The 25,948-nt window shown below is 55.1% G+C and carries 25 protein-coding genes; 4 read left to right on the forward strand and 21 right to left on the reverse strand.

Annotated elements, in window-relative coordinates:
- Positions 1-25: 25 nt before the first annotated feature.
- The 6 genes from gltA to sdhC all read right to left on the reverse strand — a co-directional run bounded on the left by gltA (position 26) and on the right by sdhC (position 4,942).
- Entirely contained in the window at positions 26-1,312 is a 1,287-nt protein-coding gene (gltA, locus tag QOY30_RS09840) for a citrate synthase (protein ID WP_283744438.1), read from the reverse strand.
- A gap of 18 nt (positions 1,313-1,330) precedes the next feature.
- Positions 1,331-1,648 carry an FAD assembly factor SdhE gene (locus tag QOY30_RS09845; RefSeq protein ID WP_283744439.1) on the reverse strand — a complete coding sequence of 106 codons (318 nt, stop codon included), beginning with the start codon at positions 1,646-1,648 and terminating at the stop codon, positions 1,331-1,333.
- Positions 1,645-2,340 (reverse strand): succinate dehydrogenase iron-sulfur subunit, encoded by a 696-nt coding sequence (locus QOY30_RS09850; protein WP_283744440.1) that lies wholly within the window; start codon positions 2,338-2,340, stop codon positions 1,645-1,647. Before QOY30_RS09850 ends, QOY30_RS09845 begins: the two co-directional genes overlap by 4 nt.
- A 114-nt stretch (positions 2,341-2,454) precedes the next feature.
- Positions 2,455-4,218, reverse strand: coding sequence for a succinate dehydrogenase flavoprotein subunit (gene sdhA, locus QOY30_RS09855; RefSeq protein WP_283744441.1), 1,764 nt, complete (start codon positions 4,216-4,218; stop codon positions 2,455-2,457).
- Positions 4,218-4,565 (reverse strand): succinate dehydrogenase, hydrophobic membrane anchor protein, encoded by a 348-nt coding sequence (sdhD, locus tag QOY30_RS09860; protein ID WP_283744442.1) that lies wholly within the window; start codon positions 4,563-4,565, stop codon positions 4,218-4,220. Before sdhD ends, sdhA begins: the two co-directional genes overlap by 1 nt.
- Entirely contained in the window at positions 4,559-4,942 is a 384-nt protein-coding gene (sdhC, locus tag QOY30_RS09865; protein ID WP_283744443.1) for a succinate dehydrogenase, cytochrome b556 subunit, read from the reverse strand. The genes sdhD and sdhC overlap by 7 nt, the downstream gene beginning before the upstream one ends.
- Positions 4,943-5,122: 180 nt before the next feature.
- Here sdhC and QOY30_RS09870 point away from each other — a divergent pair, with 180 nt between their 5' ends.
- Entirely contained in the window at positions 5,123-6,106 is a 984-nt protein-coding gene (locus QOY30_RS09870) for a malate dehydrogenase (RefSeq protein ID WP_283744444.1), read from the forward strand.
- Between the two features lie 137 nt (positions 6,107-6,243).
- Here the strand turns inward: QOY30_RS09870 and QOY30_RS09875 are convergent, their stop codons facing one another.
- Positions 6,244-8,469 (reverse strand): NADP-dependent isocitrate dehydrogenase, encoded by a 2,226-nt coding sequence (locus tag QOY30_RS09875; RefSeq protein ID WP_283744445.1) that lies wholly within the window; start codon positions 8,467-8,469, stop codon positions 6,244-6,246.
- 420 nt (positions 8,470-8,889) lie between these two features.
- Positions 8,890-9,303: a hypothetical protein gene (locus QOY30_RS09880; RefSeq protein ID WP_283744446.1), complete on the reverse strand. Its 414-nt coding sequence runs from the start codon at positions 9,301-9,303 to the stop codon at positions 8,890-8,892.
- A gap of 233 nt (positions 9,304-9,536) precedes the next feature.
- On the opposite strand from QOY30_RS09880, the gene amrB reads away from it, so the two are divergent.
- Genes amrB through amrS form a run of 3 tightly spaced genes read left to right on the forward strand, consistent with a single transcriptional unit; the run spans position 9,537 to position 11,992 of the window.
- Positions 9,537-10,337 carry an AmmeMemoRadiSam system protein B gene (gene amrB, locus QOY30_RS09885; RefSeq protein ID WP_283744447.1) on the forward strand — a complete coding sequence of 267 codons (801 nt, stop codon included), beginning with the start codon at positions 9,537-9,539 and terminating at the stop codon, positions 10,335-10,337.
- The gene (gene amrA, locus QOY30_RS09890) at positions 10,330-10,896 is read left to right on the forward strand and encodes an AmmeMemoRadiSam system protein A (protein WP_283744448.1); all 567 of its coding nucleotides are present in this window, start codon (positions 10,330-10,332) and stop codon (positions 10,894-10,896) included. Before amrB ends, amrA begins: the two co-directional genes overlap by 8 nt.
- 1 nt (position 10,897) lies before the next feature.
- Positions 10,898-11,992, forward strand: coding sequence for an AmmeMemoRadiSam system radical SAM enzyme (gene amrS, locus QOY30_RS09895; RefSeq protein WP_283744449.1), 1,095 nt, complete (start codon positions 10,898-10,900; stop codon positions 11,990-11,992).
- Between the two features lie 34 nt (positions 11,993-12,026).
- Here amrS and QOY30_RS09900 read toward each other — a convergent pair whose 3' ends face one another.
- The 13 genes from QOY30_RS09900 to QOY30_RS09960 all read right to left on the reverse strand — a co-directional run bounded on the left by QOY30_RS09900 (position 12,027) and on the right by QOY30_RS09960 (position 25,919).
- Positions 12,027-13,505, reverse strand: coding sequence for an HD-GYP domain-containing protein (locus QOY30_RS09900; RefSeq protein ID WP_283744450.1), 1,479 nt, complete (start codon positions 13,503-13,505; stop codon positions 12,027-12,029).
- Between the two features lie 151 nt (positions 13,506-13,656).
- Positions 13,657-14,901 (reverse strand): ATP-grasp domain-containing protein, encoded by a 1,245-nt coding sequence (locus tag QOY30_RS09905; RefSeq protein ID WP_283744451.1) that lies wholly within the window; start codon positions 14,899-14,901, stop codon positions 13,657-13,659.
- A complete protein-coding gene (locus QOY30_RS09910; protein ID WP_283744452.1) occupies positions 14,894-15,457 on the reverse strand; it encodes a chalcone isomerase family protein in 564 nt (187 codons plus the stop codon). Before QOY30_RS09910 ends, QOY30_RS09905 begins: the two co-directional genes overlap by 8 nt.
- A gap of 131 nt (positions 15,458-15,588) precedes the next feature.
- Positions 15,589-16,785 (reverse strand): acetyl-CoA C-acyltransferase, encoded by a 1,197-nt coding sequence (locus QOY30_RS09915; RefSeq protein ID WP_283744453.1) that lies wholly within the window; start codon positions 16,783-16,785, stop codon positions 15,589-15,591.
- An 18-nt stretch (positions 16,786-16,803) separates the two neighbouring features.
- A complete protein-coding gene (locus QOY30_RS09920) occupies positions 16,804-17,025 on the reverse strand; it encodes a HepT-like ribonuclease domain-containing protein (RefSeq protein ID WP_283744454.1) in 222 nt (73 codons plus the stop codon).
- Between the two features lie 126 nt (positions 17,026-17,151).
- Positions 17,152-17,442: a nucleotidyltransferase family protein gene (locus QOY30_RS09925; RefSeq protein WP_283744455.1), complete on the reverse strand. Its 291-nt coding sequence runs from the start codon at positions 17,440-17,442 to the stop codon at positions 17,152-17,154.
- 81 nt (positions 17,443-17,523) lie between these two features.
- A complete protein-coding gene (locus QOY30_RS09930; RefSeq protein WP_283744456.1) occupies positions 17,524-17,880 on the reverse strand; it encodes a GFA family protein in 357 nt (118 codons plus the stop codon).
- A 74-nt stretch (positions 17,881-17,954) separates the two neighbouring features.
- Positions 17,955-18,491: an REP-associated tyrosine transposase gene (locus QOY30_RS09935; RefSeq protein ID WP_283744457.1), complete on the reverse strand. Its 537-nt coding sequence runs from the start codon at positions 18,489-18,491 to the stop codon at positions 17,955-17,957.
- A 128-nt stretch (positions 18,492-18,619) separates the two neighbouring features.
- The gene (locus tag QOY30_RS09940; RefSeq protein WP_283744458.1) at positions 18,620-19,750 is read right to left on the reverse strand and encodes a protein kinase family protein; all 1,131 of its coding nucleotides are present in this window, start codon (positions 19,748-19,750) and stop codon (positions 18,620-18,622) included.
- A gap of 50 nt (positions 19,751-19,800) precedes the next feature.
- Positions 19,801-22,299 (reverse strand): 3-hydroxyacyl-CoA dehydrogenase/enoyl-CoA hydratase family protein, encoded by a 2,499-nt coding sequence (locus tag QOY30_RS09945; protein ID WP_283744459.1) that lies wholly within the window; start codon positions 22,297-22,299, stop codon positions 19,801-19,803.
- A 66-nt stretch (positions 22,300-22,365) separates the two neighbouring features.
- A complete protein-coding gene (locus QOY30_RS09950; protein ID WP_283744460.1) occupies positions 22,366-23,652 on the reverse strand; it encodes an OmpP1/FadL family transporter in 1,287 nt (428 codons plus the stop codon).
- Positions 23,653-23,705: 53 nt separating this feature from the next.
- The gene (locus tag QOY30_RS09955) at positions 23,706-24,107 is read right to left on the reverse strand and encodes an acyl-CoA thioesterase (RefSeq protein ID WP_283744461.1); all 402 of its coding nucleotides are present in this window, start codon (positions 24,105-24,107) and stop codon (positions 23,706-23,708) included.
- A 3-nt stretch (positions 24,108-24,110) separates the two neighbouring features.
- Positions 24,111-25,919 (reverse strand): AMP-dependent synthetase/ligase, encoded by a 1,809-nt coding sequence (locus QOY30_RS09960; protein ID WP_283744462.1) that lies wholly within the window; start codon positions 25,917-25,919, stop codon positions 24,111-24,113.
- Positions 25,920-25,948: the final 29 nt, after the last annotated feature.

Consider the following 25,948-nt stretch of genomic DNA (forward strand, 5'->3'; position numbering starts at 1 on the left):
GCATTCATGATCCACCTCGCTTCCCTCAGCGTTTCGCAACCGGCACAAAATCGCGCCGCACTGCTCCACGATACAATTGGCGCGGCCGCCCGATCTTGTATTCAGAATCAGCAATCATCTCGTTCCACTGCGATACCCAACCGATGGTGCGCGCCACGGCAAAGATCACCGTGAACATGTTGGACGGGATGCCCAGGGCGCGCAATACGATGCCGGAATAGAAGTCGACATTCGGATAAAGTTTGCGCTCGATGAAGTACGGATCGCTCAAGGCGGTCTTTTCCAGCACCATCGCCAGCTCGAACAGTTTATTGTTCTCAAGTTTCAGTTCCGACAGGACTTCGTGACAAGTCTGGCGCATCACCGATGCCCGCGGATCCATGTTCTTGTAGACACGATGGCCGAAGCCCATCAGTTTGTATTTCTTGTCCTTTACGCCCTGCACATATTCGGCTACACGCGACACGTCGCCGATCTCTTCCAGCATCTTCAGTGCAGCTTCGTTCGCACCGCCGTGAGCGGGTCCCCACAGGGCCGCAATACCCGACGCAATGCACGCGAACGGATTGGCCCCGCTCGATCCGGCCAGACGCACGGTCGAAGTGGAGGCATTTTGCTCGTGGTCGGCATGCAAAATAAGGATACGTTCCAGCGCGCGCACCAGTATCGGATTCGGCACATACTCTTCTGCGGGCGTCGCAAACATCATGTACATCAGGTTCTCAACGAAACCGAATTTGTTCTTGGGATAAATGAACGGTTCGCCGACACTGTATTTATGCGTCATCGCAGCAATGGTGGGTACCTTGGCCAGCAGGCGCTGCGCCGAAACCGCCCGGTGCTGCGGGTCATTGATGTCGAGCGAATCGTGGTAAAACGCGGAGAGCGCACCGACCACGCCGACCATCACCGCCATGGGATGCGCATCGCGGCGAAATCCGTTGAAGAATCGGGCCAACTGGTCGTGCACCATGGTGTGGTGCGTGATTTTGTAGTTGAACTGGGCCTTTTGCTCAGCCGTCGGCAGTTCGCCGTTCAGCAGCAGGTAGCATACTTCCAGAAAGTCGGATTTCTCCGCCAGTTGCTCGATCGGGTAACCACGGTAGTACAGCAATCCCGCATCGCCATCGATGAAGGTGATCTCCGAGGTGCAACTTGATGTGGAAAAAAATGCGGGGTCATACGTAAATACGCCCAATTTCCCCAAGGCCCTGATGTCGATCACATCGGGGCCGAGCGTACCGGACATAATTGGCAACTCTATGCTGCGACCATCATCCAAAGTCAATGTTGCGATACGCTTGCTTTCCATTTTCAACCCTCGCCTCGTTCAAACTTCTTTTAGCCATTCCAGCACTACACGCTGATGCGCAAGTGCCGGCTCCTTTTTCCCCGTGATCAAATCCCAGAGTTCCGTATCAGGCAAATCCAGCAATTCATCGAAGATAATTCGTTGTTCGTTGTTCAACATCGTGTATCGTTGCTTAACAAAACGTCCCAGTACAATATCCAATTCCAGCAAGCCGCGACGACAACGCCAGCGCACCCGCTCCAAAGCGACAGGATCGAGAAGGCAGGGTTCAGGATACAAAACCCCGCGTCCAGCTACTGAATCCTGAATCCCGAATCCTGTTTCCTGCTTCTTCATACCGTGCGTTTGACCATCATATCCTTGATCTTGCCGATAGCTTCCGTCGGGTTCAGCTCCTTAGGACACACATCCACACAATTCATGATGGTATGGCAGCGGAACAGACGATAAGGATCTTCCAGATTGTCCAATCTCGCCTCCGTATCCTGGTCGCGCGTATCGGCGATGAAACGATAGGCTTGCAGCAGGCCGGCCGGTCCGACGAATTTGTCCGGATTCCACCAGAACGACGGACAAGAAGTTGAACAGCAGCCGCACAGGATACATTCGTACAAACCGTCCAGTTCCAGGCGATCTTTCGGCGATTGCAGGCGCTCCGTTTCCGGGGGCGGATCGTTGTTCACCAGATAAGGCTTGATCGAATGGTACTGTTTGAAAAACTGCGTCATATCCACAATCAGGTCACGGATGACCGGCAGGCCCGGTAGCGGACGTATCTCGATGGGTTGCTTCAGCGAAGAAAGCGCCGTGATGCAAGCCAGTCCGTTACGCCCGTTGATATTCATCGCATCAGATCCGCACACGCCTTCGCGGCAGGATTTACGGAACCCGATGCTATCGTCCTGTTGCCTCAGCAGCATAAGCGCATCCAGCAACATGGCATCACCCGCTTCCAGGCTCAGCTCGAAGTCCTGCATGTAAGGTGCAGAGTCGGTGTCCGGGTTGTAGCGGTAAATTCTGAATTTCATTGCCTAGCTCCTATAACCAACCATTTGGCATGCTTCTTTAAGCGGAATGGCTTTAAGCAGCGACTTGACTGCATGTTTCGTCAGTCGATGGCCAGTAGTCCCATCAGTTGTTCATCAATACACACGCGCTTTGAGCGGGAACGATTCCACCGTCAGCGGCTTCAAGTGCACCGGTTTGTAATCGAGCCTATAACCTTCGCTGTAGTACAGCGAATGCTTCAGCCAGTTTTTATCATCGCGTTCCGGGAAATCCTCGCGCGCATGAGCACCGCGGCTTTCCTTGCGCGCCTCGGCTGCCGTCATCGTGGCTTGCGCAACCTCAATCAGATTGTCCAGTTCCAAAGCCTCGATACGCGCTGTGTTGAACACCTTGCTCTTGTCTGTGATCTCGGTGTTGCGCACGCGTTCGGCCACTTCGCGGATCTTGGTCACGCCTTCAGCCAGCAGATCCGGAAAACGGAATACTCCGCAGTGCGCCTGCATCACCCTGCGCATTGAATCCCCGACATCTGAAACCCGTTCGCCATTTTTCTGGTTTTCCAACCGGGCCAGCCGGGCCAGCGGACGATCCGCAGCATCGGCAGGCAGCGGCTTGGGATTCGGATTGCTTTTCAAATCCTCAATGATTTGTCGTGCGGCTGCGCGCCCGAACACGATCAGGTCGAGCAGCGAGTTGCAACCCAGACGGTTCGCACCATGCACCGATACACAGGCACATTCGCCTACCGCATAGAAGCCCTGCACGACATCTTCCGGTGCTGTACCGTGAGGTGCAACAACCTGTCCGCGATAATTGGTCGGGATACCGCCCATCATGTAATGCGCGGTAGGCACCACGGGGATGGGTGCTTTGGACGGGTCGACATGAGCAAATTTGATCGCAATATCGCGGATGCCCGGCAGACGATGGCGTATCACTTCATCGCCCAAATGGTCCAGTTTGAGCATGACGTGGTCGCCATGCGGGCCACAGCCGCGACCCTCCTTGATTTCGGTAGCCATGGCGCGCGACACTACATCGCGGCTGGCCAGATCCTTTGCTGTCGGCGCGTAGCGCGGCATGAAACGCTCGCCATCCTTGTTCACCAGATAACCGCCCTCGCCTCGCACCCCTTCGGTAATCAGCACTCCGGAACCATGCACCCCGGTCGGGTGGAACTGGAAGAATTCCATGTCCTCAAGCGGTATGCCTGCTCGCGCCGCCATGCCCAGTCCGTCGCCGGTATTGATATACGCATTGGTGCTCGCCGAGAATATGCGCCCTGCGCCGCCTGTAGCAAACAGAGTGGCACGTGCTTGCAGGATCATCACCTCGGAAGTTTCGATCTCCATTGCCACCACACCCAGCACGTCGCCGTCCTGGTCGCGGATCAGATCAAGCGCCATCCACTCGACAAAGAAGTTCGTGTTGGCCTTGACGTTCTGCTGATACAGCGTGTGCAAAAGAGCATGGCCGGTGCGGTCTGCGGCAGCGCAGGCACGCGGTACCGGATTCTTGCCGTACTCCTGCATGTGACCGCCAAACGGGCGCTGGTAAATTTTGCCGCTATCGAGACGATCGAACGGCATGCCGAAATGTTCGAGTTCGTACACCACTTCCGGCGCAGCGCGGCACATATATTCAATGGCATCCTGGTCGCCCAGATAGTCCGAGCCTTTCACCGTGTCGTACATATGCCAGTGCCAGTTGTCTTCGTTGACATTGCCCAATGAAGCCGCGATACCGCCCTGGGCTGCAACTGTATGGGAACGCGTGGGGAACACCTTCGACAGGACTGCGACTTTAAGCCCGGCCTCCGACAAACTCAGCGCGGCGCGCATCCCTGCGCCTCCGGCTCCCACCACCACTACATCGAATGTTCTTTTCGCCAATGCCATTAAAGTCCCCAAAGAATCTGCACCGACCAGATCGTGTAAAGAACCAGTGCAAGAATGACCAACACATGAATCAACAGACGGATACTTGCCGGCTTCACATAATCCATGACGATGTCCCGCACGCCGATCCATGCGTGATAAAACAGGCTCAGCAAGAACAGCATGGAGAAGGTGCGCATCACATTGCCGGAAAACAACTCGGCCCATGTGTCATAGCCGAAGGACGACTGCATCAGCAGATAAACGACGATGATCACTGCGTAGATTGCCATCACCACAGCAGTAATTCGCTGCACCATCCAGTCGCGCAAGCCGTAATGCGCACCGGTCACGATACGATTTACCATAGCTTCACTCCCAACAGAACGGTCAGCGACAGACTCACGGCCAATACCCATTTGCTGCTGCTACGCGCCAGTGCGAGAGTCGGCAGAAGATGCAAATCAATCGCCAAATAGCGCAGTCCGGCACAGAAGTGATGCAGGAACGCCCACATCAGGCCAAGCAGAACCAGCTTCAGCAGAGGATGCGCCAGATATTCGGTCAGATTGGTGTAAGTTTCAATCGAGCGCAGACTCTGATCGAATAGCAGCAGCAATAGCGGCAAGGAAAAAAATAAGACTGCTCCACTGACGCGATGAAGGATGGAGACATAACTGGGGAGAGGAAATTGAATCTTGTGTAAAGCGAGATGCTTGGGACGGCGTTTAATTATTTTGTTCATTGATTTCTTCCACAACCAAATTCCAAGAGCCCGATGCTACACCTACACTTCGCGAGTGAAAAGCATTAAAGACCATAAAGTTTCCGCATGTACAAAATTTATAATTCAATGCTGAATATTTAATAATCCTTTCGATAAATACGGCTTTATAATAAATTTTTAACCCCAAGCGAGGACACCATGAAAGCACCAATCCGCGTAGCAATTACCGGCGCCGCAGGACAAATCGGTTACAACCTTCTGTTCCGAATCGCCAATGGTGACATGCTGGGGCGCGAGCAACCGATCATTCTGCAACTGCTGGACATTCCCCCCGCCCAGGCGATGCTGCACGGCGTGGCGATGGAACTGGAAGACTGCGCCTTCCCCAACCTGCAACAAATCATCACTACCGACGATCCCCGTGTCGCCTTCCGCGATGCCGAAGTTGTAATACTGGTTGGTGCCCGTCCGCGCGGCAAGGGCATGGAACGCAAGGACCTGCTGGAAGCCAACGGTGCGATCTTCTCGGAGCAAGGTCGCATCCTCAACGAGGTGGCGGCACGCCATGTAAAGGTACTGGTGGTCGGCAACCCCGCCAACACGAATGCCCTCATCGCCATGAGGAACGCTCCCGACCTCGATCCGCAAAACTTCACCTCCATGATGCGCCTGGACCACAACCGCGGCATTGCGCAGGTGGCCTTGAAACTGTTCCAGCCGATACGCGATGTCAAGAAAATGGTTATCTGGGGCAACCACTCCGGCACACAATATCCCGACTTGTCACACTCCGAAATTCGCGGGCGCAAGGTAACCGAAGTGCTGCAAGACCTCGATTGGATCGAGAGCACTTTCATCCCCACCGTTCAGAAACGCGGTGCGGCCGTGATCGAAGCTCGCGGCCTGAGCAGTGCAGCGAGCGCCGCCAATGCCGCCATTTCCCACGTTCACGACTGGTTATTGCATTCGCATCACAACGATTGGGTCAGTATGGGCGTACCTTCCGATGGCAGTTATGGAATTCCGGAAGGGGTTATATACGGATTCCCCGTCACCTGCCGCAACGGCCGTTACCACATCGTGCAGGATCTGCCCATCAGCGACCTTGGCCGCAAGCATATGATGGACAGTTACAATGAATTGCTCGGTGAGCGCGACATGGTGAAACACCTGCTGGGTTAATCGATTTTTTTCATGGCATCTGCTGTTTGTTGATGCCATGAAAAATATCCGGCATCTCAAACCGACAGCACGCATCAAAGCAAACGGCCGCGTAAGCGGCCGTTTGCTTTTTCCGGTTCAACTCTTATTGTTGCCTATCAAGCCAGAGCGTTCAACGCCGCATTGAATGTCGCACTGGGACGCATGGCCTTCGATGTCTTTTCAAAATCGGGAAGGTAGTAACCACCCATATCCACCGGCTTTCCCTGAGCAGCGATCAATTCGGCATTGATCTTGGCTTCGTTGTCCTTCAGCAGCTTCGCCAGCGGAGCGAAACGCGCCTGGATATCCTTGTCCCTGGTCTGCGCGGCCAGTGCCTCGGCCCAATACAACGCGAGATAGAAATGGCTGCCACGGTTGTCGATCTCGCCAACCTTGCGGGACGGAGACTTGTTGTTTTCCAGGATTTTGGCGTTGGCCTGATCGAGTGTGTCCGCCAAAACTTGTGCCTTTGGATTCTTGAAAGTCTGCGCCAGATGTTCCAGCGACACGCCCAGCGCCAAAAACTCGCCCAGAGAATCCCAGCGCAAATAGCCTTCTTCCTGGAACTGCTGCACATGCTTGGGAGCCGAGCCGCCCGCACCGGTTTCAAACAATCCACCGCCGGCCATCAACGGCACGATGGACAGCATCTTGGCGCTGGTGCCCAACTCAAGGATGGGAAATAAATCAGTCAAATAATCACGCAACACATTGCCGGTAACGGATATCGTATCTTTGCCCGCGCGGATACGGTCCAGAGAAAACTGGATCGCGTCTTCCGGTGTCATGACACGGATGTCCAAACCGCTGGTATCGTGATCCTTCAGATAGCGCTCCACTTTCCGGATGATCTGCGCATCATGCGCACGGTTCTTGTCCAGCCAGAACACCGCCGGCGTGTTGCTCAAACGCGCACGGGAAACCGCCAACTTTACCCAATCCTGTATCGGCGCGTCTTTCGCCTGACACATACGGAAGATGTCGCCCTGCTCCACATCTTGTTCCAACAGCGTCCTGCCCGACTCGTCCACCGCACGCACCTTGCCGTTGCCGGGCACTTCAAAGGTTTTGTTGTGGGAACCGTACTCTTCTGCCTGTTGCGCCATCAGACCAACATTGGGCACGCTGCCCATGGTCTTGGGATCGAATGCGCCGTGTTTCTTGCAATCATCGATGACCACCTGGTAAATCCGTGCATAACAACGATCCGGGATCATGGCCTTGGTATCGTGCAGCTTGCCGTCCGCGCCCCACATCTTGCCGGATTCGCGAATCATCGCGGGCATGGAAGCATCCACAATCACATCGCTGGGTACATGCAGATTGGTGATGCCCTTGTCCGAATTAACCATCGCCAGGTCGGGCCGCGCCTTGTAGCAGGCTTTGATGTCGGCCTCGATCTCGGCACGTTTGGCTTCCGGCAAGGATGATATCTTTGCGAGCAGATCGCCAAAACCGTTGTTGACGTTGACGCCCAGTTGCTTGATGGTCGCAGCATGTTTCTCGAAAACATCTTTAAAGAAAACGGTAACCGCATGACCAAACATGATGGGATCGGACACCTTCATCATCGTGGCCTTGAGGTGCAAAGACAGCATGACGCCCTTTTGCTTCGCGTCCTGCATCTGCGCCTCATAAAAATCGCGCAAGGCGCGTCGACTCATGACGCAGGCATCGATCACCTCGCCTGCCTTGAGCGGAGTCTTGTCCTTGAGGACAGTCGTCTTGCCGTCCGCACCGACAAACTCGATCTTGAAGCTGCCAGCCTCGGCGACCGTAACCGATTTCTCGCTGCCATAAAAATCGCCGCCGCTCATGTGAGCCACATGGGTCTTGGAATCCGCACTCCAGGCGCCCATCTTGTGCGGATTTTTACGTGCAAACTGTTTGACCGATGCCGCCGCACGGCGATCCGAATTACCTTCACGCAGCACAGGATTGACCGCACTGCCGAGCACTTTGCCGTAGCGTGCCTTGATTTCCTTTTCCGCGTCGGTTTTCGGATCTTCGGGATAGTCTGGAACTTTATAACCCAGTGACTGCAATTCCCTGATGGCCGCTTTCAACTGGGGGGACGAAGCACTGACATTCGGCAGCTTGATGATATTGGCTTCGGGTCTCAGTGTAAGCTCACCCAATTCGGTCAGTTCATCGGCGATGCGCTGGCCAGGGGTCAGGTTTTCAGGGAAGTTGGCAATAATCCGGCCTGCAAGGGAAATATTCTTCGTTTCGACGACAACACCGGCTGCCTTGGTGAAAGCTTGAACGACAGGAAGCAAGGAGTATGTTGCCAGCCCCGGCGCCTCATCGACTTTAGTCCAATAAATCTTTGGTGTTGTCATGACTTTTCCTCATATGTGTAAGAAGCTTTAAGCATGTGTTCGGCCTGTCTGTCGGCCTGCAATCAAGGAAACCGTGCGGAATAAAATGCAGATCTCAACTTTATTTCCAGCGAACTTACCCCTAATTTGCGACTGCGTCAGCGGCCATATGCTCTTCAGCCGTAACCCAGCAATACTGACGCAGAACGCGCTATTTGTCACGCCGATAGGCAGTACTCAATGCCTTCCGTCCATATTTCATAATGATTATTATTTGTCTCTTCGAGGTAACGAAATGTATTGCAACAGACTTACTGCTTAAAATCCCGATAGCCAGACTCAAGACATTTACGTGCGAGAAATTATGTGCGAGATATTTTGAAAGCCCAATAAAAAATGGCCCGCAATTTCGCGAGCCATTTTTATTTTCCAGGACGTACCTTATCGCTTGCCGCCACCGAGGCCCATTCCGCCACCCATTCCACCTCCCATGCCCCCGCCCATACCACCTGCTGGAGGACTGTCAGGAATGGATGCGCCTTGCTCCTTGGCACGTTCCTTCATTCTTTCGTGATGCTCGGCACGCACTTTTTCACGCTCTTCCTTGGTGGTAGTGCTGCGCATCTTGGCACGTTGCTGTTGACGCTCTTCGGGAGTCGATAACTCCCTGCCTGTTGTTTGCCGCGTGCGATCCTGTATTTGTGTCCGATCTTGCGTCTTCGTCTGATCCCGTGTCTGATCCTTGACCTGATCTTGAGTCTGATCCCTGGTTTGCGTCTGATCGGCAGCCATGGCAGCCATTCCAGACAACAAAGTAGCAACGGACAAGCTTAACAACATGACTTTCTTGTTCATAATGCCCTCCAACTGGATTTGGGATGGCCCGAAAAGTTCATTAAAGACTCATCTTCATACTCCCATACCATCCCGCTACGGAAGCACAGGAGGTATGCTACATCTGCAATTGAGCAATGTCAGTGATGCACGTCACATAAGTCCCGGAAAAATACCCTGCTTCAAACCTGGCAAGGGCTTGATTCTTCCTGTTCTGTCTCAATATTGTCGAGTATTACAACCAGGAGATCGCCATGCCTGCCGTTCGTCCACCCGCTGTGGCCGGAATGTTCTACCCGGCCGATCCACGGCAACTCGCACATGATGTGCAGAAATTCCTGCGTGAGGCGCAGCCGCGAGCCTTGAACCCCAAAGTTCTGGTCTGCCCGCACGCTGGTTACATCTATTCCGGCGCAATCGCTGCGAGTGCCTATGCTGTATTGCATGACATCGCACCGCATATACGCCGCGTGGTACTACTGGGCCCTACCCACCGGATCGCAATAAATGGGTTGGCCTTGCCGAACGCCGAGGCATTCGATACACCGCTGGGGCGTATATCTCTGGATACCAAAGCGATGCGCATCATTGCGGATCTGCCTCAAGTGGTCGTCAACAATGAAGCGCACCGGCAGGAACACTCGCTGGAAGTGCAGTTGCCATTCCTGCAAAGCGTATTGAAGGATTTCACTTTGCTGCCGTTGGCGGTTGGCATGGCAACAGCAGAAGAAGTGGCTGAAGTGCTGGAAAAAGTATGGGGTGGAGAGGAAACATTGATCGTCATCAGCTCCGACCTGTCGCATTATCTGCCCTATGCTGCCGCACAATCCGTAGACAACAAAACCATCCGCGATATCCTTGCTCTGAGGCAGCCCGTCGCCCATGATCAAGCATGTGGTGCGACACCCATCAACGGACTGATTCTCTCCGCACGCAGGCACCGGCTAATCCCCCATCTGCTTGATCTGCGAAACTCTGGCGACACAGCCGGATCCAAGAACGAAGTAGTCGGGTATGCTTCCATCGCCTTCACTGAAGGAGAACAGAATGATTGATTCAAACCGGGGGAGAGTACTTCTCGACCTCGCGCGCGGCGCCATCTCCGAGGCGCTGGGTGAAGCGAGTTCGCCAGTATCACAAGAACAATGGCTGAACGAGAAAGGCGCAACGTTCGTCACACTGACACAAAATGGCGAGTTGCGCGGCTGCATTGGCACGTTGCAGGCGCATCGCCCGCTGGGTGAGGATGTGCGCCAAAACGCACTCGCCGCGGCATTCCGAGACCCGCGTTTCAAACCTCTCGGTCGGGACGAGTTGCCGGTGACGCGATGCGAGGTTTCCCTGTTGTCAGCGGCCGAAACGATGAAGTTCAGCGACGAGCATGATGTGCTGGCGCAACTGCGCCCGGGAATAGACGGTGTCATTTTCGAATATGGCTCTTATCGCAGCACTTTTCTACCGCAGGTCTGGGAACAGCTACCCGAGCCGCGCGATTTCATGGCACATCTCAAGCGCAAAGCCGGGTTACCTGACAATTTCTGGGCACCAGAAATCAAGCTGTCGCGTTACACCGTAAGCAAGTGGCGCGAGACTGATTTCACCGAGGCATGCTGAAATGGATGAACCTATCAGCATCTCCGAGCGGTATCCGGCCAGATATTGGCACAAGCTGGATGACGGACGCATACAGTGCGATCTGTGTCCGCGTGACTGCAAATTGCATGAAGGGCAGCGCGGCGCATGCTTCGTGCGGGGACGTATTGATGACGCGATGGTGCTGACCACGTACGGTCGCAGCTCGGGATTTTGCGTCGATCCCATCGAGAAGAAACCGCTCAACCACTTCTACCCCGGCAGCAGCATCCTTTCGTTCGGTACGGCCGGCTGCAACCTGGCCTGCAAATTCTGCCAGAATTGGGACATATCCAAGTCGCGCAGTTTCGATAAGCTCGCCGATCAGGCCACACCGGAAGCGATTGCACGCACCGCAGCCGAGCTGAAGTGCAAAAGCGTGGCATTCACCTACAACGATCCGGTGATCTTCGCCGAGTATGCGATGGACGTGGCCGATGCCTGCCACGAACTTGGCGTCAAAGCCGTGGCAGTCACGGCTGGTTACATGCACGACCAACCGCGCAGCGAGTTCTACGCAAAGATGGATGCCGCGAACGTGGATCTGAAAGCATTCACCGACGAATTTTATTTCAAACAAACCGGGGCTCATCTGCAGCCCGTGCTGGATACCCTGAAATATCTGTGCCGGGAAACCCCGGTATGGGTTGAACTGACGACGCTATTGATACCCGGTTACAACGACAGTGAGCATGAGATCGGCCGGATGAGCGAATGGATCGCGAAGGAACTCGGAACGGATGTGCCGCTGCACTTCACCGCGTTTCATCCCGATTACAAGATGACCGATATCTCTCCCACGCCTTCCGGCAAACTGACACAGGCACGCCAGATTGCCCAAGCTGCCGGATTGCAGCATGTCTATACCGGCAATGTGCATGACCTGAGCGGCGGTACAACGCTCTGCCCCAACTGTCGGCAGCCGCTGATCGTCCGCGACTGGCATCTCATTCGCGATTATGCCGTCAGTGAAAATGGGGCATGCCCGAATTGCGGCACAAAATTGGCAGGGCACTTCGGCAAATTCGATGGACAGTTCGGCAGGCAGCGCATTCCGCTGGTGATACGCAACAATTAAAAGCGAGGGAACCTGAAGGATTTGGAGAACGCTTTTAGGCAGCTACTTTCCAGCCAGAGGCATTGAGTTCTTGATCGCGGTACCTTGCCGCAATTTCCTTGAACTCACCGATGACTGCCGCAAATGCATCGACCACATCAGGGTCAAAATGCTTCCACTTGCCCTCGACGATGACTTCCGCCACCTCATCGTGAACCATGGCGGATTTATACACGCGACGGCATGACATCGCGTCATAGACATCCGCCAGTGCCATCAAACGTGCCGGAATGGAAATATGCTCCTCGCGCAAAGCAAACGGGTAACCGCTTCCATCCCATTTTTCGTGATGCCCGATCGCGATCTGGCGGGCCGCTTTCAGGAATGTGCTATTGCGGACGTTCGTCAAGTTCTCGGCACCCGAGATCGCATTCCCGCCCAATGTGGTATGCGTCTTCATGATCTCGAATTCTTCCGGTGTCAGCTTGCCCGGCTTGTGAAGTATGCGATCCGGGATGCCAACCTTGCCGATATCATGCAAGGCGGCAATCTTGAAGAGCATCTCGATATTTTCATCGGTCAGAAAATATTTGAAGCGCGGATGGTCGCGCAACTGTATCGCCAAAGTACGAACATAATTTTGCGTGCGCAGGATATGGTTTCCCGTTTCGTTGTCCCTTGTTCCCGCCAGTGAAGTCAATGCCAGGATAGTCGTATCCTTGATCGCCACGATTTCGTCTGATCTCTGCCGAAGTTGAGCGGTCCGCTCATGCACCATCTGTTCCAGCCTCGATTCGTTATCGTGCAAAACGATATTGGTTCGTTCCAGTTGATTGCGGGCCTCTTCGGTTTCTGCCTTTTGCGCTGTCAGTTGCTGCAGCAATGAACTATTTTCAAAGCGTTGCTGCAACGAAAGCACGAATGTCTTGTTCAGGCTGCGTCCTTCCAGCACAACCACTGCCACATAGACGCTCAACATCAACGTCAGGATCCAGTGGATCGTGTCATTCTCAAATGACACACGCAGGATCAGCGGAATCATGATGCCAAGAAAATAGCCATATAGTGACGGCAGATGCACGGAGTTCATGGTAACCGCTCCCGCAACCAATCCCAGCATCACGCAGATCAGCAAGCTTTGATAAGCAATATCGGCGGGAAAGAAGACTACCGTCGCGGCTCCCCACAACATTCCTGCCGCAAGTGCGAAGATCGTGAAGTGAAGATGCCAATCCCTGCAATCCTGCAAGGTATTCAATTTATCCCGATGCGTAAACCACCTGATGAGTTCCACCGCATGCAAGGCATAAAGAATAGCAAGCCACGACAGCAGCAGTTGATGGGGTGCCTGACTCCAGAACAATATAACAAATAGAAACTGTAAAATGATTTGGCTCAAGACGAGCCAGGGATAGACTGAAAGCCTTGTGCGGAGTTGCTCGGCACGCACACGCAGGTTTGCCTGATTTATGTGAAAAATAAAATCATCCAGACTGAACCAGGCTGCATGCCGACTGAGCAAGGACGTATTCATCGCTTCTCCCCAATGCGGTCGATAAACGCTCAATGACCGAATGCGGATTTTGCGACGAAGTGGCAGCCCCCACAATATGCACAATTACCTAGACCGGTATCTAGATACTGTCTAGATACTTTGCCTAATAACAACGCAAGGACCTTAACGATCAGGTCACTTCGCGCACCAGCGCAAACCCGCCTCCCGGTGTGCGAAAGTTGGTGGTTTGCCCCTGGTAGAGACGCGCCACAACAAGCTGGATATTGCCGTCATACACATAACAACGCACGTCAAATTTGAGTAATTGCGACTCGGCGCCCTCCGCGCAAACTTTGCGTTCGTCCGGTTGCGCCATTCGTTGCGCCACATAATCGGACTGCATGATCTCCTCGAACACGCGTTTGGTGAGCTTGTCGCCGCGATATGCCCCCTTGCTGCCGTAACCGCTTACCGGCTTGAAAAACCATTGCTTGCGCTCGTTCCACCATTGGTCGGAGTCCTGCGCCTGAACCAGACGGGTCTGCGGAACACCCTGCAAAAGTGCCTCAATACCCGCTTGCGAGACGCCTGAGGAACGTAGCCATTCGCGGTCCGAAAGTTGTGTCAGTTTGCGCTTGTCCGCATACCGCCGGTAATGCGCCGGGTTCGGTGTCAACACCATCTGCTGTTCATCCCAGGCCGCACGGATATGCGGGAACTGATGCAGATCGAAATCGGTGAGACGGTTGTAGACCAGATCGATGCGCTGTTCATCGCAATACAAACCGTCCTCGCGCGCCTGGAGAGCTGAGGGATCGACGATATGCACCGCGTAACCCTCGCGCTCGAAGATCTTCTGCATCAGCAGGAATTCCGGGTAGAGATATTGGAACTCCGGCTGCTCGTCCACGATGGCAATTGTTTTAAGCGGGGCATCGCCGCGAACCAGTCGCCATTCGTTGCGAAACATGTCGATGAAAACCTGCTCCAGGCGATGCTCTGCCACCGCCGTGCCATACAGGAAGAGACCGTGCTGGCTTTCGATCAGCAATGCATTCAGGAATGCGCCTCCTGCATTGGTATTGATTTCGATGAGGTGCACCCCCTGCTCGTTGAGATGGAAGTCGAAGCCGTAAAACACGCCCAGCGCCGATTTCGCTTCAGGCGCTCCGGCCACCTCCTCCACAGCTGCGATGACGGCGCGCATCTGTTGCAACTGCAACTCACTGATAAATACCGGCGCGGCGGCAAACACATGCGGGCAGCGTTCCTTCACCAAACCACTCCAGTCTTCGCCCTGTGCATGTATCGCACGCTGCAGTGCCTCGTTATCCATGCCCGCCCAGTCGAAACATTCGCCGTTCAGATGCGCAATGAAGGCATGGTCCACGTCGAAGTGTTCTCTGGTCTCCTCAGGAGAATTGGAATCAACCACCCAACAGTCCTTTCTTCAGATCATCCTGTACAGGATTGTTGCCGATCCAGATCGAGAGCAAGGCACGGTTGAATTCCGCTCCCGCAATCGTGCCGAACGACTTTCCGTTCACGCTGATCTGCGTGCCGCTACCGGGCGTATAGTCGAGCGTAATGACATCGCCCGGCTGCACCTCGTTCACCGCATCGAATATCTGTTTCATCTGCTTCATTTGCCCATCCATCGCTGCCAGTGCGGCGGGAGTCTGGTTCATCTCAATGGCTTCGCTGAATGCGCCATACAGCTTCTTGCTCCCCAGGTCGTGCAGCATATACAGCGCCATGCGGTGTATATGTTCGTCCGCGATGATCGCTTCTGCCGATGTCTGCTTTTGCGGCAGGTATAGCGCGCCGACGTATATCTTGAAAAAGAACTTGGTACGGATGCCCGCGCCGTTCAACTGCAAGCTCGCGTTCCCAACCTGCGTTTTGTCGGCCAGTTGCACACCAGCCACTTCGAGTGCACTAACGCTACAGCTCAGCAGCAAACCGCCGACCAGCAATAATATTCTTCTCATTTTCCGCCTTTCATCTGGTTAAATGCCCAATAGATCCGTTCGTGGTGAGCCTGTCGAACCATGAACGGATTTGTCCTGAAGCAGCACTTCGACACGCTCAGTGCGAACAAACGATACAACCCCGCAATTCCTTATAGGGCCTCAAACACACCAGCCGCACCCATGCCCGTGCCGATGCACATCGTCACCATGCCGTACTTCTGCTTGCGGCGGCGCAAGCCATGCATCAGCGTCGCTGTGCGGATCGCGCCGGTTGCACCCAACGGGTGGCCCAAAGCGATCGCTCCGCCCAACGGATTGACCTTGGCCGGGTCTAGCCCGAGATCATGGATCACCGCCAGCGATTGCGCCGCAAACGCTTCGTTGAGTTCGATCCAGCCGATATCGTTCAAGGTCAGGCCGACCTGCTTCAATGCACGCGGAATCGCTTCTTTCGGGCCGATGCCCATGATCTCCGGCGGCACGCCCGCCACGCTGAAGCCCAGGAACTTGCCAATAGGAGTGAGGTTGTAACGCTTCAACGCAGCCTCGGAGCACAGCAGCACGGCGCCAGCACCGTCCGACATTTGCGAGCTGTTGCCTGCCGTGACTGAGCCTTTCTGCATGAACACCGTCTTGAGCTTGCCCAGCGCTTCCAGCGAAGTATCGGCGCGCGGGCCTTCGTCCTGCGCCACGTCGCGTGTCTTGATCTTGATCTCGCGGGTATTCAGGTCCGGCACATTGTCGATGATGCGGTAAGGCGTGATCTCGTCCTCGAATTCGCCGTTGTTGATCGCAGCTATGGCGCGCAAATGGCTCTGCAAGGCAAATGCATCCTGCGCTTCACGACTTACCTTCCAGCGCTCCGCCACTTTTTCCGCCGTCAGGCCCATGCCGTAGGCGATGCCGACATGCTCGTTCTCGAAAATGGCCGGATTGAATGCCACCTTGTTGCCCATCATCGGCACCATGCTCATGCTCTCCACGCCTGCTGCCAGCATCACATCGGCCTCGCCCAGGCGGATGCGATCCGCCGCCAGCGCCACCGCCTGCACTCCGGAAGAGCAGAAGCGGTTCACCGTCATTCCCGGCACCGAATCCGGCAAGCCCGCCAGCAACAAGGCGATACGCGCCACGTTCATGCCCTGCTCCGCTTCCGGCATGGCACAGCCGACGATCACATCACCGATGCTGGCCGGGTCGAGCGACGGTGCCTGTGCCAGCACGCTCTTCAGCACATGCGCCAGCAGGTCGTCGGGGCGGGTGTTGCGGAACATGCCGCGCGGTGCCTTACCGACCGGCGTGCGCGTGGCGGCAACGATGTAGGCTTCCTGTACTTGTTTGCTCATGATCTTCTCCGCAATGAATTATTTAGAAAGGGCCATCTTCATCATGCGCAACTCGACCAGCAGCACAGGAATATCCGTCTTGATAATGCTCCACAACGTATCATTATCGATTCCCAAATATCCGTGAATCAGTCTGTTGCGAGTAGCAACCACCATCCGCCAAGGTATCTGCGCATACTTCTGGCGCACCTCATCTGGAATATTAATTGCTGCCTCACCGATCAATTCCAGATTGCGCACCGTTGCGTCGTAGTTCAGCCCGCTTACACGAAATTTTCCTGGTTTAAACCATCGGTATACGCCTTCACCTTCTCGGCAAACCCGATCATGTCATCCAGATAGAAACGCCATTCTCTCTTGACTGTATCAGACATACACTGCCTCATTTTCAATGAATGAGCGCAACTCGGGACGCAAGGCTTTATCCGTCACCAGGTCAACAGGGACACCCAGCAAATCTTCCAGATAGAACTGAACACCGAAGTAACGTGCGGATGTGGCGGGACCATCGAAAGCCACCAGCACATCTACATCACTACCCTCTTTGGCAGAATCGCGCACGACAGAGCCGAACAGCGCCAATCCGGTCACGCCGAAACGCTGTGCCAGCACTTTCTTGTGCTCTGCCAGCAACTGCAATGTCGTAGTGCGATTCATCCCAAAACCTTTCTTGATATGGAGCTGCGTTGGCTTCTATTTAATAAACTCTGGCGATGCTGACTCCATAATGCTCTTCGCCTACAGCAGATGCTTGCCGTCGAACACCTTCGTCTCCAGCGCCAAGGTATCCACGCCTTCAACACAACCGAGATTCACCATATATTGCCCCGGCCATCTGGCCGTTTCGCTGAAAGTGGCGACGCCGCAGTTACGGCAGAAATAGTGCTTCGCCGTCTTCGTGCCCCACTGGTACATGCCCAGCGCACCATCTTGCGCCTCAATCTGGAACTGCGCCCCCGGCACCGGATGCACCATAGCTCCCCGTTTGGCACAGAACGAACAGTTACAACGTGTTCCATGAGTGAAGGGCCCGGCCTCGAACGAGAACCGGATCGCGCCGCAATGACAACTGCCTTTGTATGGTTGCATCGACATGTTACGACTCCCGATACTTGTATTTAACATCTACCACGTAGGTCGGGTTAGCGCAGCGTAACCCGACATCCAGCTCATTCACACCCAACATCCTCAAAATCCATCTGCCACTGTCCCCAATCCGCCTCATAAATCCCGGCTTCGACATACCTCCGAAAACTGGAATGCGGCCACGCCATAGGAGAGGTCGCATATCCATGCTTCACCGGATTGTAATGAACATACTCCACATGTTTCTCGAAATCCTGTTCGTCCCGCAGCATGTGCTCCCAATAACGATGCTGCCACAACGTCTGCTCCCGCCGCCTCGCCTGACTGGCGTTTGGTACGACACGTAGCGCGGGATCGCAATGTTTCGTGAACCACGTTTTAACCAGTCGCCAGCGGGTGGCGAAATCTGCATCGTCTGGCGGCAATGTCCAGATGCAATGCAAGTGATCCGGCAAAACCACCATCGCATCCAGCGCAAACGGATGGGAGGCTCGCACGGAACGAAATGCGGATCGCAACACATCCACCGCCTCCGTCGAGGCAAATATCGGTCGCCGTTTCTCCGTCACCAACGTGAAGAAGAATGAGCCGCCATCAACAAATGCACGCCGGTATCTCATCACATCCCCAACTTCGTATACCGCCAATATCCCTGTAGGTCGGGTTAGGCCGCAGGCCGTAACCCGACAGAGCAAGGGGAAAAAGTCGGGTTACGCTGCGCTAACCCGACCTACGGGCTTATCGCAAATCAGAATGGAATATCATCATCAAAACTGTCGAATGGCTTATCGTAGCGTTTAACCGCATCAAGTCTCGTCTGAATATTTCCTACGATAATATTTTTCTTCTCACGAGAACTTGATCTATAAAGATCTAGAAATGCTCTCAGCACATCCACTCGAAACCAATAGGATTTGTTGTAATAGTACTGCCCGTTAATAAAACATCTAACCACAAGCGAACTGTCTGGAACATGCTCTTCGAGCATGACTTTTTTATAACACTCTTCGAGCTTTGTCTGAATTTCTCCAACATCGTCGTAATATTTTGTACTTCCTTCAATTTTTGAGACGGCAGAATAAAGGCTGCCCGAGAAGTCTCTATAAGTTTCCAGTTCAGCATCGTCAAACCCGATGTCAAGAAATTTTTCTGAAAGGAGCTCTTTCCTTACTTCCGAAAAGAAAGCGATACGAGCTTTTGGATTAGATACGCACATACGACCGAGCAAGCTCATATGCTTAAAATGCTTGATATCAGCGTCGGCAATAATTTTTTCAAAAAGCTTCCCAACAAAATACACCTCGGTCCTGTAGTCATAGATAGATTCCTTGAATTCAGGAGGTGGTTCGCACCACCAATTAAGAGTAATGCTTTTTCCAAAGTCATTTGTATTGATAGTTTGCTTACCAAAACCAAAGTCAATTATTTTTACGGCACCATCTTCCGTCACCATGACATTCTGTGGCCGTATATCTCGGTGAAGTATCTTATTTTTCTCCAAGTGTGAAAATCCTTCAATAACCTGAACAAACACTTCATTCACGTCTTCTGGGTGCTTTGACAGATAATCCTCAATATCAAAGCCCTGCACATACTCCATCAATATGTAGCCCGTACGTTGCTCTGGGTATAGGTAGTAGTTGAATACACGTACAACATTTTGATGATTCAATAAGTGCAAATACTTAATCTCGCGCACGAAATTCTTAAAGAACTCTTCTTTCATGCTCTCGTGAAACGGCGAATATTTCTTACACACAAACTGCTCGTCTATTACGCTGTCATATAACAGGACTGTTCGCCCACAAGCTCCCTGACCAAGCTCTTTCTTTAGAACAAAGTCTTTCTTTCGAATGAATTCCACAATCTTTTCAGTCATATTTCAAAGCATTTCCAATAGAACCACTTAATAAGAAGCGTGCGAATGCTTCAATTCCTCAGCGGCTTCCCATTTTTCAACATATATTCAATCCGGTCCTGCGTCTTGAAATGCCCCAGCAACTCCATGAAGTGGCGCCGCTCCAGGTCGAGCAGCCATTGTTCGTCCACCATACTGCCCGCATCCACATCTCCGCCGCACAGGGTCTCGGCGACGCGGCTACCAATGTTGTAGTCGTATTCGGAGATGAAGTTGCCTTCCAGCATGTTGACCATCGCTGCCTGCAGGGTGGCGATGCCGGTGCGTCCGGCCACGATGATCTGGCGCTGGTGCAGCGGCGGGCGGTAGGCCGTGGCGTTAAGTGCTTTTGCCTCTTCCTTGGCGACGTGCAGCAGTTCGAAGCGGTTCAGCACGATGCGATCGGATTGCCTGAGGTAGCCCATCTCGCGCGCCATCTCGGCGCTCTTGGCGACTTCGCCCATGGCGATGTTCTGGAAATATCTGCGCAGGTAAGGGAAGACGTCGACGCGATTGTCGCTGGCGAAGCGCTGTGCCTCTTGTGCCGCGCGTTGCGCCATCTCCTTGCAGCCGCCGCCTGCGGGAATCAGTCCGACCCCGACTTCGACCAAGCCGATGTAGGTTTCCAGCGTGGCAACGATGCGCGTGCAGTGGATGGAGAATTCGCAACCACCGCCGAGCGCGAGGCCGTCCACGGCGGCGATGGTAGGCACAAGCGCATACTTGAGGCGCATCGAGACTTGCTGAAACTTGGCGACCACGGCTTCCACTTTCGGCACGTTGCCCGCCGCAGCGTTAACAATATCGCCCAGCCCCCCGCCACCCGCAATGGTGTATTTGACGCGGCTGGCGGCCTGCTTGAAGCGGCCGAACATGCCTTCGCCCTGCACCGGTTCCTGCATGCCCTGCATCAGTTGCAGCAGGTTGGCTCCGGCCGAGAATGGCGGCTCGGTCTGCCACAGGATGAGCGCGCTGAAATGCGCCTCGGCTTCGTTTACCGCGCGCAGGATGCCGTCCAGCACTTCGTTGCTGACGGTGTGCATCTTGCTCTTGAAGCTCAGGATGGCAATCGTATCTCCCGTGTGCCACAGGCGCACTTCGTCGGTCTCGAATACGGTTTCGCCGTAGTGGCGCTCCTCGCCGAGGAGCCGGTCCGGGTAGAGCTGGCGCTGGTAGACCGGGAGGGAGGAACGCGGTTGGTAAGTGTTGCTGGCAGGCGCATAGGAACCCGGCATGCCATGCACTGCAAGACGTGACGGATCGGTGGCCCAGGCGGGCAATGGTGTGCTTGCCATCGCCTTGCCCGCAGCAATATCTTCGCTGATCCATCCCGCCACTTGCTGCCAGCCTGCCGCCTGCCAGATCTCGAACGGGCCGTTGTCCCAGCCGAAGCCCCAGCGCACGGCCAGGTCGAGGTCGCGCGTGTTGTTCGCGATGGATTCCAGCTGCAATGCGCAATAGTGGAACACGTCGCGGAATGTCGCCCACAGGAATTGCGCCTGCGGATGCGGATTGCTGCGCAGTCCGGCGAGTTTCTTGGCCCAGTCGCGTTCGCGCAGGATGTCCTTCACGCCGTCGTCCACCTTGGCATCGGAGAGGCGGTATTCCCGCGTGTGCAGGTCCAGCACATGGATCTCCTTGCCTATCTTCATGTAGACGCCGCGTTTGGTCTTCTGTCCCAGGGAGCCCTGGTCGACCAGGTACTTGAACCAGCTGGGCAGCTCGAAGTGCTTGTGCCAGGGATCGTCGGTCAGGTTCTCGCGCATGGTGTTGACCACATGCGCGAACACATCGAGGCCGACCACATCCAGCGTGCGGAAGGTGGCGCTTTTGGGGCGACCAAGATAACGCCCGGTGAGTGCGTCCACCATGTCGAAACCGAGGTTGAATTCCGCCGCATGATGCTTGGTGGCGAGCATGGAGAAGACGCCGATGCGGTTGGCGATGAAGTTGGGCGTGTCCTTGGCGCGTACCACACCCTTGCCCAGCGTGGAGACGAGGAAGGTTTCCAACTGGTCGAGCAGTTCCGCTTCGGTACCTTTGCATGGAATGAGTTCGACCAGATGCATGTAGCGCGGCGGGTTGAAAAAGTGGATGCCGCAGAAACGATGGCGCAGGCTTTCGGGGAATGCTTCGGCCAGCTTGTTGATGGACAAGCCGGAAGTATTGGTGGCAAAAATGGCGTTCGCATTCACGAACGGTGCAACCTTGCGGTACAGGTCGGACTTCCAGTCCATGCGCTCGGCAATGGCTTCGATGATCAGGTCGCACTCGCGCAGCTTCTCCAGGTGCTGGTCGTAATTTGCAGCCTGGATGTAAGTGATCTTTGCGGGGCTGGAGATGGCTGCGGGCTCGAGTTTCTTCAAACCGTCCAGCGCCTTGTTCACGTTGCCGTTCGGGTCGCCCTCTTTCGACGGCAATTCGAACAACAATGTCTCGACGTTGGCATTGACCAGGTGCGCGGCGATCTGCGCCCCCATCACGCCGGCGCCGAGTACGGCAACCTTGCGAACTTTCAGATGATTGCTCATCGCGATACTCCCGAATTTATGCTGAAAAAAAGCGGCGGGCACAATCCCGCCACTTGCCGAAGACGATCAGAAATTATATGCGTACTGCACGGTCACTATGTTGATGCTGCTGCTGAAGGTACCCACCAGATCGCCCGCACCGGTTGCAGTCTGGTTGTTGGCGATGGAAGTATCCTTGACGAACAGGTGGGCGTAACCGAAATCCACCTTGCTGGTATCCGATACCTTGTACTGGCCGCCGAACGTCAGCCAGGTACGGTTGTTGTCGGGGATGCGCGCAGTCAGGTAAGCAGCGGGCACCGGCGTCTGGTCGTAGGCCACACCGACGCGGGCCAGCCATTGTTCGTTGTAGTGATAGGTCGACCCCAGGCTGAAACGCCAGGTGTTGGTCCAGTGTTCCGGGGTCGTCTGCAAAACGCTCCCGTTGGCGCGGCTGACCACCATTTGTTGCATGACACTCCAACCCGTCCTGCTCGCGTCGGCCATCACATCCCACTTGTCGTTCAATTGATGGAAGCCGCTGATCGACAACATATCGGGCATGCTGATCGGCAGCGACACATTGCCGTTCTGAAGCGCCGCCTGCCCCTGCAATACAGCTGGGACGTTGCTGAAGCTCACCGAGCCATTCAGGTTGTACTTGATCTTCGAGCGATAGGACAGCCCGATGCGGGAATCCGGCGCGACATTGAACAAGACCCCGAAGTTGTAGCCCCAGGACGAATCGCTGCCGCTCATCGAGCTGATTCCTTCGCCGCTTGCCAACCCGCCCGAGAGCGCAGTGTAGTTCACGGCATTGGAAAGATCGCCGGTGATGTGCTGGTAGCTCAGCCCGAGACCCAGACTGACGCTGTCGTTCATCTCGTATGAGAACGAAGGATTCAGGTTGATGGTTCGGATCTTCGAGTTGATCGCCTGAAAGCGCCCGACCCAGGTCGGGTCATATTGGGTCTGTAATCCGAAGGGGGAATTGATGCCCAGACCGAAGCGCAGGGCGGGCTCGACCTCCATCACCATATAGGTGTTGGGCACCAGCACCAGGCTGCCTGCATCGCCGCCATTGTCACCAAATGGCTGGAATGCCGCGGCCGTCGATCCGGTGTTCGAGAATTTGATCGAGGGCTGGATCAGGCTGCCGGCCACGGTCACCTGGTTGCCCTTCAGCCTGGACATGCCGGCCGGGTTGAAAAAGATGGTAGTCGCATCTTCGGCACCTGCAGCACCGCCGGCAAAGGCATTGCCCAGTCCGCTGCTTTGCTCGATCAGTGCAAATGCCGCTGCCTCCGCATTGCCGGACATTGCCAGCAATGCGCTCGTCACGGACATGGCGATCAACGATCTGTATAACTTCATGACTCAATCTCTCCTGGGACTAAAAAATTTATCTGCTGCAAGATGCGGACCTGCTATTCCTGGGGCGGCAAGGGCCGCGGCTTGCGATCCTCTCCCACCGCAACATAAGTCAGCGTCGCTTCAGTCACCTTGAGACAGGTCGGGTTCTCGGGATCGCGCTGCACAAAAACTTCGACATCCACAGTGACTGATGTCGTCCCCGCCTTCACGATCCTGGTGTAAAAACTGACGATATCGCCGACAAAGATGGGTTGTTTGAATACGAACGAATTGACGGCTATCGTCGCCACCCTTCCTTTGGCTCGGTGCACCGCGGGGATGCTGCCGGCGATGTCGACCTGCCCCATCAACCATCCGCCGAAGATGTCTCCCGTGTAGTTGGCGTCCGAAGGCATTGCTGCCACGCGCAAGGTAGGCTGGCGATCCGGTAAGGTCGCGGGTGCTGCAGTAGTCATTGTTCAGTGTCCTTTGTAAAGTTCGTCGATCTGCGCCGCAAATCGCTGTGCGACGACGGCGCGCTTGAGTTTCAGGGTCGGCGTGAGCAGACCGTTGTCGATGGTCCAAGGCTCCAGCAGCAGCAACACGCGATGCACGTTGGCATAACCTGGAAATTGGCTCATGTTGCGCGCGATGCGCCGCAACACTTTGGCTTCCATGTTGCTGTCGGTCAACGATTCAGGCATGTCCGGCCGCACGCCGACTTTTGCAGCGACAGCCGTCCACACCTCAGGATTGAGCACGGCAAGCGCAACCAGGTACGGGCGGGCCTCGCCGCATATCATCACCTGGTCGATCAGGGGATCATGCAGGATGGCGGCCTCGATGTCGGCGGGCGGCATCTTCTCGCCGTTGGACAAGACGATGATCTCCTTCAGGCGACCGGTAATGTAAATGTGCCCCGTCTCGCTTATGTGCGCAGTGTCGCCGGTGTTCAGCCAGCCGTCGGCGTCAATCATGGCCCGGGTTGCCTCGGGATTATTCCAGTACCCCATCATCACGTTCGGCCCCTTCACCAGCAGCGCACTCTGCGCGCCCAGCTTCACTTGCACGCCGCGTATCGGTTGCCCCACGCTATCCGGGAAATTGTTATCCAGCTTGTTGCCAGCCACGATGGGGCTGGTTTCGGTGAGTCCGTAGCCCTGCACCACGGGCAGCCCCAGGCCGATGAACATGCGCGAAATCTCTGGTGCCAGCGCCGCACCGCTGGTGACGGCAGTGCGCAAGCGTCCGCCCAGCCTGTCCATGATCTTTTGCGCCACCAGTTTTTGCAGCAGGGGCCACAGCAGGAACGAAAGTTTCCAGCCCGCCCGTCCCTGCTGATGTTGAAAACGCGACCAGCCAACATCCACCGCCAGCTTGAACAACATACGTTTGAGCGGCGAACCTTCCCTCAGTTTGGTATTGATTGCGCCGTATATGCGTTCGTAAATACGCGGAACAGAAATCAGGAGAGTCGGGCGTATGGTTTGCAGATCTTCCGACAGTAATGGAATGGACCGTGCATAGGCGACCGTCGCGCCCGTCATCACCTGCATGTAATAGCCGCAAGTGCGTTCGAATGTGTGGGATAACGGCAGGAAAGAGAGCATCAGGTCATTCTTGTATACCGCAAAGGTAGCCATGCCGTCGTAAATGTTGCTCAGCATGTTGGAATGGCTCAGCATCACGCCTTTGGGCTTGCCCGTCGTGCCCGACGTATAGATGATGCTCGCCAGTTCGCCGCTCTCGCACGTGACGGCGGGCTGCAACTCAACCGACTGTGCATGCAGATATTTGGCGGCCGGAACCAGCCGCTCCTCCTCGCTCTTGAACTCGTCCAGCGAGATGAAGCGTTGCACACAGCCCATCTGACCTACCACACCGCGGAGCTCCCGCCATTGCTCGGCCGTCTCGAACAGCACCACTTTCACTTGTGCGTCGTTGACGATATAGGCGATGTTCTCGGCCCGATCCACCGTGTATAGCGGCACCACGACCAGACCCAGCGACATCGCCGCCTGATCGAACATCACCCATTGCGGGCAATTGCGCAGCATGAGCGCCACACGGTCACCCTTGGCCAGACCTTCCTGGGCCAACGCCCCCTGCCAGCGCGCAACCTGCTCAAGCATCTGCCCCCAGCTCAAATCGACCCAGACCGATTGCCGGTTGTCGAAATAGCGGTATGCGATTTTGTCCCGCGAACGGCGCACCCGTTCCAGGAACAGGCCGTGCAAAGTCACCGCCTGCTGCGGTGATATCACATCTTCTTTTTCTGTTGAATTCATTCCCCCGACTCCCGTTTTTTTATTATGTT

The sequence above is a fragment of the Sideroxydans sp. CL21 genome, from assembly GCF_902459525.1.
Taxonomy (GTDB): domain Bacteria; phylum Pseudomonadota; class Gammaproteobacteria; order Burkholderiales; family Gallionellaceae; genus Sideroxyarcus.

Excerpts from the sequence above, each read along its gene's own strand:
- gltA (WP_283744438.1), bottom strand. The coding sequence starts at position 1,312 with ATGGAAAGCAAGCGTATCGCAACATTGACTTTGGATGATGGTCGCAGC.
- QOY30_RS09845 (WP_283744439.1), bottom strand. The coding sequence starts at position 1,648 with ATGAAGAAGCAGGAAACAGGATTCGGGATTCAGGATTCAGTAGCTGGA.
- QOY30_RS09850 (WP_283744440.1), bottom strand. The coding sequence starts at position 2,340 with ATGAAATTCAGAATTTACCGCTACAACCCGGACACCGACTCTGCACCT.
- sdhA (WP_283744441.1), bottom strand. The coding sequence starts at position 4,218 with ATGGCATTGGCGAAAAGAACATTCGATGTAGTGGTGGTGGGAGCCGGA.
- sdhD (WP_283744442.1), bottom strand. The coding sequence starts at position 4,565 with ATGGTAAATCGTATCGTGACCGGTGCGCATTACGGCTTGCGCGACTGG.
- sdhC (WP_283744443.1), bottom strand. The coding sequence starts at position 4,942 with ATGAACAAAATAATTAAACGCCGTCCCAAGCATCTCGCTTTACACAAG.
- QOY30_RS09870 (WP_283744444.1), top strand. The coding sequence starts at position 5,123 with ATGAAAGCACCAATCCGCGTAGCAATTACCGGCGCCGCAGGACAAATC.
- QOY30_RS09875 (WP_283744445.1), bottom strand. The coding sequence starts at position 8,469 with ATGACAACACCAAAGATTTATTGGACTAAAGTCGATGAGGCGCCGGGG.
- QOY30_RS09880 (WP_283744446.1), bottom strand. The coding sequence starts at position 9,303 with ATGAACAAGAAAGTCATGTTGTTAAGCTTGTCCGTTGCTACTTTGTTG.
- amrB (WP_283744447.1), top strand. The coding sequence starts at position 9,537 with ATGCCTGCCGTTCGTCCACCCGCTGTGGCCGGAATGTTCTACCCGGCC.
- amrA (WP_283744448.1), top strand. The coding sequence starts at position 10,330 with ATGATTGATTCAAACCGGGGGAGAGTACTTCTCGACCTCGCGCGCGGC.
- amrS (WP_283744449.1), top strand. The coding sequence starts at position 10,898 with ATGGATGAACCTATCAGCATCTCCGAGCGGTATCCGGCCAGATATTGG.
- QOY30_RS09900 (WP_283744450.1), bottom strand. The coding sequence starts at position 13,505 with ATGAATACGTCCTTGCTCAGTCGGCATGCAGCCTGGTTCAGTCTGGAT.
- QOY30_RS09910 (WP_283744452.1), bottom strand. The coding sequence starts at position 15,457 with ATGAGAAGAATATTATTGCTGGTCGGCGGTTTGCTGCTGAGCTGTAGC.
- QOY30_RS09915 (WP_283744453.1), bottom strand. The coding sequence starts at position 16,785 with ATGAGCAAACAAGTACAGGAAGCCTACATCGTTGCCGCCACGCGCACG.
- QOY30_RS09925 (WP_283744455.1), bottom strand. The coding sequence starts at position 17,442 with ATGAATCGCACTACGACATTGCAGTTGCTGGCAGAGCACAAGAAAGTG.
- QOY30_RS09930 (WP_283744456.1), bottom strand. The coding sequence starts at position 17,880 with ATGTCGATGCAACCATACAAAGGCAGTTGTCATTGCGGCGCGATCCGG.
- QOY30_RS09935 (WP_283744457.1), bottom strand. The coding sequence starts at position 18,491 with ATGAGATACCGGCGTGCATTTGTTGATGGCGGCTCATTCTTCTTCACG.
- QOY30_RS09940 (WP_283744458.1), bottom strand. The coding sequence starts at position 19,750 with ATGACTGAAAAGATTGTGGAATTCATTCGAAAGAAAGACTTTGTTCTA.
- QOY30_RS09945 (WP_283744459.1), bottom strand. The coding sequence starts at position 22,299 with ATGAGCAATCATCTGAAAGTTCGCAAGGTTGCCGTACTCGGCGCCGGC.
- QOY30_RS09950 (WP_283744460.1), bottom strand. The coding sequence starts at position 23,652 with ATGAAGTTATACAGATCGTTGATCGCCATGTCCGTGACGAGCGCATTG.
- QOY30_RS09955 (WP_283744461.1), bottom strand. The coding sequence starts at position 24,107 with ATGACTACTGCAGCACCCGCGACCTTACCGGATCGCCAGCCTACCTTG.
- QOY30_RS09960 (WP_283744462.1), bottom strand. The coding sequence starts at position 25,919 with ATGAATTCAACAGAAAAAGAAGATGTGATATCACCGCAGCAGGCGGTG.